Consider the following 12,689-nt stretch of genomic DNA (forward strand, 5'->3'; position numbering starts at 1 on the left):
GGACCGGGCCTTCGTGACGATTGGAGCGGGCGGCACGTATCGCACGTGCGTCTTCCCTCTGGAAGAGGGCTGTTCTGCTAACTGAACTACACCCGCAGAACCCCTAAATTTACCGGAGGGTAGGCCTCGGGCCAAATCGAGGGATGGCTCGGTGTGTCAGCCGCGGCCGTAGACCATCTTGACGAAGTGGGCGATCTTGTCCTCGGAGACGTTCTTGGCGAGGTCGGACTCGCTGATCATCCCGACGACCTGGTCGCCGTCCATGACGGGCAGGCGCTTGATCTGCTGGTCGCCCATGATGTCCACGATCCGGTCCACGTCCTCGTCCGGGGAGACGGTGGAGACGATGCCCTGGGCCAGCTCGCCCACGCGCATCTCGCCCAGGCTGCGGCCGTCGGCCACCGCGTTCACGACGATGTCGCGGTCGGTGATGATGCCGGCGAGGGAGCCGTCGGCGGTCACGACCGGCAGGGCACCGACGCCGTGGTCACGCATGAGGGCAGCCGCGTCGACCGGGGACTGGTCCTCGCTCAGGACCTGGGCACCCTGGGACATGATCTCGCGAGCGGTAGCCATGAAGAACTCCTTGGGGAGGGGGTATGCGGTCTCTCTCACCCTGCCCCCCTCCCCCACCTCCCGGCAACCGGAGCCGCGCGGGAGGGAGGGACTGCCGGAAACTCGCGCGACCGCATACCCTCCCCTCGCCTAGACTGGGTTGGCCATGCCCAAGGAAACCGGACGCAAGCTCATCGCGAGCAACAAGAAGGCCCGACACGAGTACCTCATCGAGGACACCGTCGAGGCCGGTCTCGTGCTGACCGGGACCGAGGTGAAGTCGCTGCGGATGGGCCGGGCCTCGCTCATCGACGGCTACGCGACCGCCTACAACGGCGAGCTGTGGCTCGAGGGCGTGCACATCCCGGAGTACATCAACGGCAACTGGACCAACCACGCCGCGCGTCGCCGCCGCAAGCTGCTCCTGCACCGCGAGCAGATCGACAAGATGCTGGCCAAGGCCGAGCAGGCGGGGCACACCATCGTGCCGCTGTCGCTCTACTTCAAGGACGGGCGCGCCAAGGTCGAGATCGCCCTGGCCAAGGGCAAGAAGCTCCACGACAAGCGTCAGACGCTGCGTGAGCGGCAGGACCGCCGCGAGGCCGAGCGGGCGATGTCAGCCCACCTGAAGAAGCACGGCTGACCTACAGCCAGTTCCTCGGGTTGACCGGGGTGCCGTTCTCCCGGGTCTCGAAGTGCAGGTGGCAGCCGGTCGAGGAGCCGGTCGTGCCCTCGTAGCCGACGATCTGGCCGCGCGAGACCGACTGGCCGGAGGAGACCGCGAAGCTCTCCAGGTGCAGGTAGGCGGTGGTGAGGTTCACCCCGCGCATGACGCCGTGGTCGACCACGACGTAGTTGCCGCGGCTGCCGTCGTAGAGGGTGCCGTAGACGACGCCATCCGCCGCCGCCCGGATGGGCGTGCCGCAGGGGGCGCCGAAGTCGAGGCCCGAGTGCAGCAGCCAGATCCCCAGCACCGGGTGAAGGCGCATCCCGAACTCGCTGGTCGTCGGCGCGTTGATGGGATAGGACAGCGAGCCTGAGGGCTGCGCCGGTGCCGGTGCAGGTGCAGGTGCCGGCGCGGGTGCCGGGGCAGGGGCGGGAGCGGGAGCGGGACGGCTCTGGCGCGACGCGGCCAGCTCGCGCTCGCGCCGGTCGGCCTCCTCCGTGGCCTGACGCGCGGCCTCGGCCTCCCGGGCGGCCTGGTCGGCCCGCCGCTGTGCCTCGGCTTGCTTCTCGGCGTCACGGAGCCGCTGCGCCTCGGCGGCCAGCGCCTGCTGGCGGCGGGCCTCTCGCTCGGCAGCGCGCTGGCGGGCGGCCTCCGCCTCGGCCTCCTTGCGGGCAGCTTCTTCAGCTGCCTTGCGCCGGGCCTCCTCGGCGGCCTTGCGGCGGGCCTCCTCCTCGGCGATCCGCTTCAGCTCGGCCTTCTCCTCTACCTTGAGCCCGTGGCGGGCGCTGGCCAGCTCGGCCAGCTCGGCCTCGAGGTCGGCGGACCGCTGCTGCTCGGCGGCCAGCTCCTCGGTGACCCGGGCCTTCTCCTCCTCGAGGGAGGCCTTGGCCCTGGCCTGCTCTGCCTCCAGCGCCTCCAGCTCGGTCTTGGCCGCGTCGGCGGCCGCCCGGGCCTGGTCCTTGGCGATCACGTTGGCCTCGGCCTTGGCCAGCAGGTAGGCGATGTCGTTGCGGACGCCGGCGAGCCGGTCCTGCTCGACCACGGCCTCCGCCTCCGCGGTGGCCAGCGCCCGGATCTGCTGGTCCTGGACCCGCAGCACGGTGCGTGCCATGGCCATCCGGTCGACCGCGTCGGCCTCCCCGGACAGGAGCTCGAGGGTGGTGGCGAGCGACCCCATACCCCCCTGCTTGTAGCTGTCGCGCGCGATCGCGCCGACGGTCGCCCGCCCCTCGGCCTGGTCGGCCTCGTTGGCCTTGAGGCTCTCCTCGATGGCGGCCTCGTCGGCGCGCGCCAGGGCCAGCTCGTTCTCGATCCGGGCGGCCTCGGCCTCGGCGTCGGCGAGGTCCGCCTCCGCCTCTGACAGCACGATCCGGGCGCTCTCGACCTGGGCGACCGTCTCGCGCAGGCGGGCATCCGCCTCGACCAGCTGGTCGTGCGTGTGCTCCAGGTCCTCGCCCAGCTGGTCGGCCTGGTCGGCCGAGCGGTCCTTGGCCTGCTCGGTGCTGTCCTGCTGCTTCTCGACCTCGCGGATCCGGTCCCGGATGTCCTCGAGCTCCCCGGCGAACGCGGGGCCGGCGACGAGCGCCCCGGCCAGGGCGAGGCCGACCGCGGGACGGAGGCGGCGGCGCAACGACCCTGCGGCGCGGACCGTGGGGACGAGCTCGGGCCGGGGTGCGTTCGGCTGCTGGTGCTGGGACATGGTGCTTCTCCTCAAACCCTGACATGGCGGTGCAGGGCCATCCAGGCGGTGACGACGGCCAGCAGGAGCGCCCCGCCGACTAGGAAGGGGGTGAGCAACCACAGGTCGCGCTCACTCACGAGGCTGATGAGTCCGCTGCTTCCGGCGAGCAGGTCGGACAGGAATCCTGTGATGCCGTAGCGGACCGTTGCCCACAGCAGACCGATCGCGAGACCGGCGCCGATCAGGGCCGCGAGCGCGGTCTCGATGATGAAGGGCAGGTGGATCGAGAAGGCCGAGGCGCCGACCATTCGCTGGATCGCCGTCTCCCGGCGACGGGTCCAGGCCGTCAGCCGGATCGTGGTCGAGATGAGCAGCACCGCGCAGACCACCATCGCCACGGCCAGCGCGAGCGCCCCGACCGACAGCGCGCCCAGAAAGGTGAAGAGCTTGTCCACGACCTCGCGCTGGTCCTCGACGCTCTCCACGCCCGGAGCTCCTTCGAAGGCCTGGCGGATCACGTCGTACTTGCTCGGGTCGGACAGGTTGACCCGGTAGGACTCGGGGATCGCCTCCTGCGGGATCGAGTCCAGCACGGGGCTGTTGCGGAACTGCTCGCGGAAGCGGTCGTAGGCCTCCTGGTTGGTCTCGAAGAAGTGCTCGGTCACGAGCGGTTCGAGCCCGTCGAGGTCGGCACCGATCTGGTCGATCTGCTCCTGGGTCGCGGCGCCGTCGGCGCACGAGGCCACCTCGGTGGCGTCCGGGGTGCACAGGAAGATCGAGACCTGGACCTTGTCGTACCAGTAGCCCTTGGCCGTGTTGACCTGCTGCTGGGCCAGCAGACCGACGCCGAGGAAGAAGAGCGAGACCATCGTCACCAGGACGACGGAGACGAACATCGACAGGTTGCGGCGCAGCCCGTTGCCGACCTCGCCGATCAGGAAGCCGGGCCTCACTGCGCGACCACCTCGCGGTAGCCGCCGCCGGCCTGATCGCGGATGACCTGTCCGTCCTGCAGCTGGACGACCCGCTTGCGGAACTGGTCGACGATCGTCGTGTCGTGCGTGGCCATCAGCACGGTCGTGCCGGCGCGGTTGATCCGCTCCAGGATCGCCACGATCTCCGAGCTGGTGTCGGGGTCGAGGTTGCCGGTGGGCTCGTCGGCGAGCAGGATCGGCGGCTTGTTGACCATCGCGCGGGCGATGGCGACCCGCTGCTGCTCTCCGCCGGAGAGCTCGTGCGGGAGGCGTTTGCCCTTGTCCTCGAGGCCCACGAGGGCGAGGGTCTCCGGCACCCGCTGGCGGATCTCGTGCCGCCCGGCGCCCAGCACCTGGAGCACGTAGGCGACGTTCTGGTGGACCGTCTTGCCCGACAGCAGCCTGAAGTCCTGGAAGACGGTGCCGATCTGGCGCCGCAGGATGTGGACCCGCCGGTGCGGCAGCTGCCCCAGGTCGTGGCCCGCGACGAGGACCCGACCGGCCGTCGGCTCGTGCTCGAGGATGATCAGGCGCAGGAGCGAGCTCTTGCCCGAGCCCGACTGGCCGACGACGAAGCAGAACTCCCCGCGGGTGACGTCCAGGTCGAGGTCGCGCAGCGCCCAGGGATCACCCTTGGCGTAACGCAGACTGACGTTCTCGAGCGTGATCATGGAGGGGGGACGGCTCCGGTGCAGGGGGGACGGTCGTGAATCACGGTAACGGATGTGACTGGTGAGACCAAGGATTTGGCGGGTGAACCGTCCGTGGCACGGGATCCTGGGAGGCCGCCACCGTCCGCCCCTGCCGCACGCCACTACAGTCGAGACGTGCTCCTGCGACCCGTCTCCCCCACCGCCGTCGCCGACCGTCGCTGGGACGTGCCGCAGACCTACTGGCCGGCGCTGACGGCCGCCGTCCAGGGGCGTGCCCTGCCGGTGGCCACCCTCGACGCGGACGCGCTCGAGCTCAACGCAGCCGACCTGGTCGCCCGCGCCGAGGGCATGCCGATCCGGGTCGCGAGCAAGTCCGTGCGGTCCCGGCCCGTCATCGAGGCGGTCCTGGGCCTGCCCGGGTTCCGCGGGATCCTCGCCTACACCCTCGCCGAGGCGGTCTGGGCGTCGTCCTGGTGCGAGGACGTGGTGATGGGCTACCCGACGGCCGACCGCGCGGCCCTGGCAGCACTCGTCGCCGACGGCCGAGCCTGCGAGCGCGTGACCCTCATGATCGACTCGGTCGACCACCTGGACCTGGTCGACGAGGTCGCCGCGCCGGGCCGCCGCCCCGAGGTGCGGGTCGCCATCGACCTCGACCTGGCCTACGACCCGCCGCGCGCCTCGCGGCTCACCGGCCGCGTCGGCGTCTACCGCTCACCGATCGCCACCGCGGAGGCCGCCCGGGACCTCGCGCGGCTGATCCTCGCCCGTCCTGGCTTCCGGCTGGTCGGGGGGATGGGGTATGAGGCTCAGCTCGCCGGGGTGGGTGACGCCCTCCCGTCTGGGGCCGGTCCGCTGGGTCGGCTCCGCACCTCTGCCGCGGCGGCCCGCACCCTGGTCGTGCGTCGCCTCCAGGCGGGCTCCTGGCTCGATGTGCTGGAGCGCCGGGCGGCGATGGTCGGGGCGATCACCGAGGTGGCGGGCGAGCTGGAGTTCGTCAACGGCGGCGGCACGGGGTCGGTCCACCTGACCAGGCAGGACCCCAGCGTCACCGAGATCGCGGCAGGCAGCGGCCTGTTCGGCCCGACCCTCTTCGACGCCTATCGCGCGTTCCGCCCCGCCCCGGCCGCGGCCTTCGCGCTGCCCGTGGTGCGCCGACCCTCCCCGGACATCGCCACCGTCCTGGGCGGCGGGTGGATCGCCTCCGGTCCGGCCGGCGCCAGCCGGGTGCCCGTCCCGGTCTGGCCCGAAGAGGTCGCGCTGGTCCCCAACGAGGGCGCCGGCGAGGTGCAGACCCCGCTGCGCGGACCGGGTGCCCGGGACCTCGCCGTGGGCGACCTCACCTGGTGGCGCCACGCCAAGGCCGGCGAGCTGTGCGAGCACGTCGACGAGCTCGTCGTCGTCCGCAGCAACACCGGCGCGAACCACCCGTTCGTCGTCGAGGACGTCGTGCCCACCTACCGGGGCGAGGTAAAGGCCTTCCTGTGAACGAGCACTGGCGCAACTGGTCCGGATCGGTGACGGCCCGCCCCGTCCGGGTCCAACGGCCCGCCACCGAGGACGAGGTCGTCGACGTGGTGGTGCGTGCGCGGGACGAGGGAGTGCGCGTCAAGCCGGTCGGTGCCGGACACTCCTTCTCTCCGATCGCCCACGCCCCCGGCGTGCAGGTGGACCTCGACGGCCTGACCGGGGTGGTCGAGGCCGACCGGACCCGTCGCCAGGTGACGCTGCGCGCCGGGACCCGGCTGCACTCCATACCCTCCCTCCTCGAGCCTTTCGGCCTGGCCATGGCCAACCTCGGGGACATCGACCGGCAGACCATCTCCGGAGCCGTCTCGACCGGGACCCACGGCACCGGCCTGGCCTTCGGCGGCATCGCGACCCAGGTGGTCGGGCTGCGCCTGGTCGACGGGGGCGGGACCGTCCGCACCTATCACGAGCAGGACCCCGAGCTGGCCGGGGCGGTCGTCGGCCTCGGCGCGCTCGGCGTGGTCACCGAGCTCACCCTGCAGTGCGTGGACGCCTTCGATCTGGAGGCCGTGGAGCGTCCCGAGCCCTTGCCCCACGTGCTGGAGACCTTCGTGGAGCGCTGCGGGCAGGAGGACCACCTGGAGTTCTACTGGTTCCCGCACACGGACGTCGCGCTGACCAAGACCAACACCCGGCGCCCGCACGGGGCGAGGCTGCGTCCGCTCACCCGGCGTCAGCGCGCCGTCGACGACGACCTGCTCGCCAACGGCCTCTACTCCCTCACCTGCCGGCTCGGCCGGCGGCTCCCCCGCACCGTGCCGGCCATCAACCGGGTCGCCACCTCGCTCGTGGGGGACCGCGAGTTCAGCGACCGCTCCCACCGCGTCTTCACCACCTCCCGCAAGGTCCGCTTCCACGAGACCGAATGGGCGGTCCCGCTGGAGGCGTTGCCCACCGTCCAGCGCGAGATCGCGGCGATGATCGACCGTCTCGGGCTGCGCGTCAGCTTCCCCCTGGAGTTCCGCGCCGCAGCCGCCGACGACCTGTGGCTGTCCACCGCGCACGGCAGGCGCAGCGGCTACGTCGCGGCGCACCGGTTCGTCCAGGAGTCCCCCGACGACTACTTCCGGGCCGTCCGCGACATCGCCCTGGCCCACGACGGGCGCCCGCACTGGGGCAAGATGCACGATCTCGACCATGCCACGCTGGCCGCCGCCTATCCCCGGATGCGCGACTTCCTGGCGCTGCGGGACACGCTCGACCCTGACCGCGTCTTCGGCAACGACTACCTGGCCCGGGTCCTCGCCGGCTGAGACGGGGGCGGGCGCGTCGGCTGCGCCCAGCCTCACGCCACTCGAGCAGTGCACGGGGCTCCGAAGGTCAAGAGAGCCCCAAGGGAAGGTAAAGGTTTCACCAAGAAGTCCCTCTGCGCTGGCCCCTGCCCCGGGCCGCGCCTAGGTTCGGCGATGGAGCACAACGCCCCACTTCACCTCCGCTCCACTTCACCTCCCCACTTCACCGTCGAAGGAGACGTCCACGTGAAGAGCGCACGCACCATCGCCGCCGGAGCAGTCACCGCTCTCGCCCTGGCCGGCCTGTCCGCCCCCGCCGTCGCCAAGCCCGGCAACAACGGCAACCCCAACAACGCCAAGAAGATCGCCAAGGCCGTCACGGTCGACGCCGTCATGGACCACCTGGAGGCCTTCCAGGCCATCGCCGACGAGCACGGCGACCGGGCGGCCGGCAACCCCGGCTACGAGGCCAGCGCGCAGTACGTCGAGTCGGTCCTGCAGGGCGCCGGCTACGAGACCGAGCGCCAGTACTTCACCTTCGAGCGGGAGACCGTGCTGGCCGAGTCGCTGGTCCAGAACTCCCCCACCCAGCGCGACATCGACGCCATCGTGATGGCCTACAGCCCCAACACCCCCGAGGGCGGCATCACCGCCAACCTCGCCGCCCCCTCCGGCAGCGCCCTGGGCTGCGACGCCGCCGCCTACGAGGGCGCCGACCTCACCGGCCAGATCGCCCTGGTGAGCCGCGGCGAGTGCGCCTTCTCTGCCAAGGCCCTGGCCGCCGCGGCTGTCGGTGCAGAGGCCATCGTGGTCTACAACAACGCCCCCGGCGCCCTGAACGGCACCCTCGGCGGCCCCGGTGACTACGTGCCTGCCGCGGGCATCACCCAGGCCGACGGCCAGGCGCTGCTGGCCGACATGGCCTCCGGCCCCGTCAGCGTGACGCTGGACCTGCAGGTGCTCGTCGAGGAGGTCGACACCTTCAACATCTTCGCCGAGACCGCCAAGGGCCGCGCCGACAACGTGGTCATGGCGGGTGCCCACCTGGACGGCGTCGATGGCGGACCAGGCATCAACGACAACGGCTCCGGTTCGGCGGCGCTCCTGGAGACCGCTGTCCAGCTGGCCAAGGTCAACAAGCTCAACAACCAGGTCCGCTTCGCCTGGTGGGGTGCCGAGGAGCACGGTCTGCTCGGCTCCTGGCACTACATCGAGGACCTCTACGCCAACGACCCGGCGGCGCTGGAGGACATCGCGACCTACCTCAACTTCGACATGGTCGCCTCGCCCAACCACATCATCGGGGTCTACGACGCCGACCAGTCGACCTACGAGGCTCCTGTCGACGTGCCCGAGGGCTCCATCGAGACCGAGGCGGTCTTCACGGACTGGTTCGACTCCATCGGCCAGCCCTGGGTGGACACCCCGTTCTCGGGTCGCTCGGACTACCAGCCCTTCATCACGGTCGGCATCCCGGCCTCGGGCCTGTTCACCGGCGCGGACGGCAGCAAGACGGCCGAGGAGGTCGCGCTGTTCGGCGGCACCGAGGGCATCATGTACGACCCGAACTATCACACCCCCGCCGACGACATCGACAACATCAACGTCGAGGCGCTCGACATCATGAGCGACGCCATCGCCGTCGCGACCCTGTCGCTGGCGCAGGACACCTCGGCGGTCAACGGCGAGCGCAGCGCCGGCAAGTCCGGCAAGCCGCACCCGCAGGGACCCGTCACCGGGCACGACCACGAGGAGGCCGCCGCCTGACCGGCTGACTTCTCGGCCTGCTGGCGACGCGGGTGGTCCTTCGCACGGGGAGGCCACCCGCGTCGTCGCGTCCCAGGGGATGAGACCTGAGTCAGGGCGACGCCAGGGCGGGGAGGGGACGTCGAGACGACGCACGTCGAGAGGGTCAGGACTCGTCGTCGATGGTCAGGACTCGTCGACGAGGGTTAGGACTCGTCGTCGAGGGTTAGGACGCGTCCTCGAGGGTCAGGACGCGTCGTCGAGGCGACGGCCGCTGATCGTCAGCCGGATAGTGATCCGTCAGCCGGAAAGAGCCGGACGAGGGTTCACCATCCGGCCGACGGTCCGGAACAGTCGGCGGTGGCGACGGACGCGCAGTTGCCGCGAGAGCAGTTGGCGGTGGAGGCGGTCGAGGCTACGGGCGACGGAGCAGCCGCCGCGGGAGGGTGCCGGCCCCGGAAAGAATCCTGGCCGGCAGCGCCGAGCCCAGCACCGAGCGGGACATCGGCGCCATGAACCGGCGGACCACGGTGCGCTTCCACGAGGGGAAGGGCGGGTAGGCCACCGACAAGGTGTCCGGCCGCAGCGGCTTGGTCAGGACCGACCGGTGGTGGCTGAGCTCCTCGATCGAGGCCCGCCCCAGATAACGCCCCATCCCCGAGGTGCCCACGCCACCGAAGGGCAGACCGGGCACGGTCAGGTGGATCAGCGGTGCGCCGTGGGCCAGGCCGCCGGAGACGGTCTGCTCCTCGAAGGCCCGACGCGTCCTCGGGTCGTCGCTGAAGACGTAGAGGGCCAGCGGGCGCTCGTGCGCGCCGATGTGCGCGATCGCGGCGTCCGCGTCGGCGACCGTCACCACGGGCAGGATCGGGCCGAAGATCTCCTCGGCCATCAGGTCACAGTCCGCAGGTGGGTCGACCACCACGGTCGGCGCCAGGTAGTTGCGGTCGGCCCGGTCATGGCCTCCCCCGAGGACGACCCTGCCTGCGGCGCCATCCCCGCCGGCTCCCTCGAGCAGCGCCACGAGCCGCTCGTGCTGGCGCTCGTCCAGGATCCGACCGTAGTCGGGGCTGGCCGCCGGGTCGGTGCCGAAGAACTCGGTCACCGCCTCTCCCAGTGCCGCCACCAGGGCGTCCCGGGCGTCCTGCGTGACCAGGACGTAGTCGGGCGCGATGCAGGTCTGTCCGGCGTTGGTGAACTTGCCCCAGGCGATCCGCCGGGCCGCGGTCTCCGGGTCCACGGTGCCGTCCACGAAGGTGGGCGACTTGCCGCCCAGCTCCAGCGTGACCGGCGTGAGGTGCTCGGCCGCGGCCCGCATGACGATCCGGCCGACCCGCGGGGAGCCGGTGAAGAAGATGTGGTCGAAGCGCTCGGTCAGCAGCGCGGTGGTCTCCTCCACGCCGCCGGTCACGACCTGGACCGCCTCGGCCGGCAGGCACTCCCCCACCAACCGCTCCAGCGTCGCGGCCACCCTCGGGGTGAGCTCGCTGGGCTTGACCAGCACGGTGTTGCCGGCCGCGAGCGCCCCGGCGAGCGGGTTGAGCAGCAGCTGGACCGGATAGTTCCACGGCGCGATCACCAGCACCACGCCCTTGGGCTGCAACTGGATCTCGGCGCTTCCCGGCAGGAGCATCGCCGGCAGCGGCACCGTGCGCGCGGCGGTCCACTCCTCCAGGTGCGCCAGGAGGTCGTCGATCTCCTGCACCACCTGGGACAGCTCGGTGACCCTGACCTCCAGGGCGGGCTTGCCCACGTCGGCGCGGACGGCCTCGGTCAGCTCCTCCTCGTGGTCCACGACCAGCGCCCGCAGGGCGCGCAGCTGGGCGCGGCGCCAGCCCAGGTCGCGGGTGACCCCGTCGGTGACGGTGCGGCGCAGGGTGGCGACGCGAGCCGCATACCCTCCGGAGGCCTGCGAGCTCATGGCCGGATCAGTCTTCCTTCTCCGCGGAGCGCTTCCAGCGGATGCCCGCCTCGATGAAGTCGTCGATGTCGCCGTCGAGCACGGCGGCTGTCGAGCCGACCTCGTGACCGGTGCGCAGGTCCTTGACCATCTGGTAGGGGTGCAGAACGTAGGAGCGCATCTGGTCGCCCCAGCTGGCCTTGACGTCGCCGGCCATCTCCTTGCGGGCGGCGTCCTCCTCCTGCTTCTTGAGCAGCAGCAGGCGCGACTGGAGCACGCGCAGGGCGGCGGCGCGGTTCTGGATCTGGCTCTTCTCGTTCTGCATCGACACGACGGTGCCGGTCGGGATGTGCGTCATGCGGACGGCGGAGTCGGTGGTGTTGACCGACTGGCCGCCGGGCCCGGAGGAGCGGAAGACGTCGATCTTCAGGTCCGACTCGGGGATCTCGATGGTGTCGGTCGTCTCGATGAGCGGGATCACCTCGACGGCGGCGAAGCTGGTCTGGCGGCGACCCTGGTTGTCGAAGGGGCTGATGCGGACCAGTCGGTGGGTGCCGGCCTCGACCGCGAGCGTGCCGAAGGCGTAGGGCGCCTTGACCTCGAAGGTGGCCGACTTCAGGCCGGCCTCCTCGGCGTAGGAGGTGTCCAGGACCGCGGTCGCGTAGTCGTTGCGCTCGGCCCACCGCAGATACATGCGCATCAGCATCTCGGCGAAGTCGGCCGCATCGACGCCGCCGGCGCCGGCGCGGATGGTGACCACGGCCTCCCGCTCGTCGTACTCCCCGTTGAGCAGGGTGCGGACCTCGAGCTGCTCGACGTCCTTCTTCAGCTTGCCCAGGTCGCGCTCGGCCTCCTGGAGGGTCTCGGCATCGTCCTCCTCCTGACCCAGCTCGACGAGAGCCTCGAGGTCGTCGATGCGGGAGTCCATGCCGGTGACGCGGTCGTGCTCGGCCTTGGCGCGCGAGAGCGAGGAGGTGACCTGCTGGGCCTTCTCGACGTCGTCCCACAGGTCGGGGGCCGAGGCCTGCGCCTCCAGCTCGGTCATCTGCGCCTGCAGCTTGTCGAGGTCGGTCACATCACGCACCGACGCCATCGTCGAGCGAAGGTTCTTGATCTCGTTGTCGAAGTCCACAGCCACGAGGATCAAGACTACGCGACGAAATGCGGTCGACCCCTGTCCGCGGTCGGGCATACCCTCCAGGCATGACCGAGACACAGCTGGACGACCAGGGCCGCACCGAGCCCCCGCTGGCCGCCGACGAGGCAGCCACCCTCACCGGTTTCCTCGACTTCCAGCGCGGGACGCTGGAGTGGAGGACGCGCGGCCTGAGCGAGGAGGACCTGCGCCGCTCCCTCGAAGGACACCCCAGCGGTATGACGTTGGGTGGCCTCCTCAAGCACCTCGCCTACGTCGAGGACTACTGGTTCTCCGAGGTGGTCGGTGGCCGGGAGGACGTCCAGCCCTGGGCCGGCGTGGACTGGGAGGCCGACAACGACTGGGAGTGGCACTCGGCCGCCGAGGACACCGCCGCGGACCTGCGGGCCCTGTGGGAGGCCTCGGTCGAGCGCTCCCGCGCCGTGGTGGCCGACCGGCTCGGCGACCTGGGCGCCACCTCACCGGCGTGGGGCGGACGCGCCGACGTCTCGCTGCGGTGGGTGCTGACCCACATGATCGAGGAGTACGCCCGCCACAACGGGCACGCCGACCTGCTGCGCGAGGTCATCGACGGCCAGACGGGCGAGTAGCCCCC

General features: G+C 71.2%; 11 protein-coding genes and 1 tRNA gene. 5 read left to right on the plus strand and 7 right to left on the minus strand.

All coding sequences use genetic code 11. The features are described 5' to 3' along the window. Positions 1-21 precede the first annotated feature (21 nt). Positions 22-96: transfer RNA gene (locus ACTMMA_RS10905), tRNA-Gly, on the minus strand. A gap of 60 nt (positions 97-156) precedes the next feature. Next, a complete protein-coding gene (locus ACTMMA_RS10910; RefSeq protein ID WP_441190151.1) occupies positions 157-576 on the minus strand; it encodes a CBS domain-containing protein in 420 nt (139 codons plus the stop codon). A 145-nt stretch (positions 577-721) separates the two neighbouring features. Here ACTMMA_RS10910 and smpB point away from each other — a divergent pair, with 145 nt between their 5' ends. Then, on the plus strand, positions 722-1,198 hold the full coding sequence (gene smpB, locus ACTMMA_RS10915; protein WP_441190152.1) for an SsrA-binding protein SmpB: 477 nt from the start codon (positions 722-724) through the stop codon (positions 1,196-1,198). A 1-nt stretch (position 1,199) separates the two neighbouring features. On the opposite strand, the gene ACTMMA_RS10920 is transcribed toward smpB, so the two are convergent. From ACTMMA_RS10920 to ftsE, 3 genes are read right to left on the minus strand one after another with little or no spacing between them, the layout of a single operon-like run. Next, positions 1,200-2,921 (minus strand): peptidoglycan DD-metalloendopeptidase family protein, encoded by a 1,722-nt coding sequence (locus tag ACTMMA_RS10920; protein WP_441190153.1) that lies wholly within the window; start codon positions 2,919-2,921, stop codon positions 1,200-1,202. A gap of 11 nt (positions 2,922-2,932) precedes the next feature. Further along, positions 2,933-3,856 (minus strand): permease-like cell division protein FtsX, encoded by a 924-nt coding sequence (ftsX, locus tag ACTMMA_RS10925; RefSeq protein WP_441190154.1) that lies wholly within the window; start codon positions 3,854-3,856, stop codon positions 2,933-2,935. Next, positions 3,853-4,548 carry a cell division ATP-binding protein FtsE gene (gene ftsE / locus ACTMMA_RS10930; RefSeq protein WP_441190155.1) on the minus strand — a complete coding sequence of 232 codons (696 nt, stop codon included), beginning with the start codon at positions 4,546-4,548 and terminating at the stop codon, positions 3,853-3,855. Before ftsE ends, ftsX begins: the two co-directional genes overlap by 4 nt. A gap of 156 nt (positions 4,549-4,704) precedes the next feature. Between ftsE and ACTMMA_RS10935 the strand changes: the two genes are divergently transcribed. The 3 genes from ACTMMA_RS10935 to ACTMMA_RS10945 all read left to right on the plus strand — a co-directional run bounded on the left by ACTMMA_RS10935 (position 4,705) and on the right by ACTMMA_RS10945 (position 9,059). Then, entirely contained in the window at positions 4,705-6,018 is a 1,314-nt protein-coding gene (locus ACTMMA_RS10935; protein ID WP_441190156.1) for a type III PLP-dependent enzyme domain-containing protein, read from the plus strand. Next, on the plus strand, positions 6,015-7,313 hold the full coding sequence (locus ACTMMA_RS10940; RefSeq protein ID WP_441190157.1) for a D-arabinono-1,4-lactone oxidase: 1,299 nt from the start codon (positions 6,015-6,017) through the stop codon (positions 7,311-7,313). Before ACTMMA_RS10935 ends, ACTMMA_RS10940 begins: the two co-directional genes overlap by 4 nt. 225 nt (positions 7,314-7,538) lie before the next feature. After that, positions 7,539-9,059 (plus strand): M28 family peptidase, encoded by a 1,521-nt coding sequence (locus tag ACTMMA_RS10945; RefSeq protein WP_441190158.1) that lies wholly within the window; start codon positions 7,539-7,541, stop codon positions 9,057-9,059. A gap of 394 nt (positions 9,060-9,453) precedes the next feature. Here the strand turns inward: ACTMMA_RS10945 and ACTMMA_RS10950 are convergent, their stop codons facing one another. Continuing rightward, on the minus strand, positions 9,454-10,959 hold the full coding sequence (locus ACTMMA_RS10950) for an aldehyde dehydrogenase family protein (RefSeq protein WP_441190159.1): 1,506 nt from the start codon (positions 10,957-10,959) through the stop codon (positions 9,454-9,456). Positions 10,960-10,966: 7 nt separating this feature from the next. After that, entirely contained in the window at positions 10,967-12,076 is a 1,110-nt protein-coding gene (gene prfB, locus ACTMMA_RS10955) for a peptide chain release factor 2 (RefSeq protein ID WP_441190160.1), read from the minus strand. Between the two features lie 65 nt (positions 12,077-12,141). Here prfB and ACTMMA_RS10960 point away from each other — a divergent pair, with 65 nt between their 5' ends. After that, positions 12,142-12,684 (plus strand): DinB family protein, encoded by a 543-nt coding sequence (locus tag ACTMMA_RS10960; protein WP_441190161.1) that lies wholly within the window; start codon positions 12,142-12,144, stop codon positions 12,682-12,684. The last annotated feature ends 5 nt before the right edge of the window (positions 12,685-12,689 follow it).

Origin of the sequence: Ornithinimicrobium panacihumi, from assembly GCF_052073805.1 — a bacterium.
Classification (GTDB): domain Bacteria; phylum Actinomycetota; class Actinomycetes; order Actinomycetales; family Dermatophilaceae; genus Ornithinicoccus; species Ornithinicoccus panacihumi.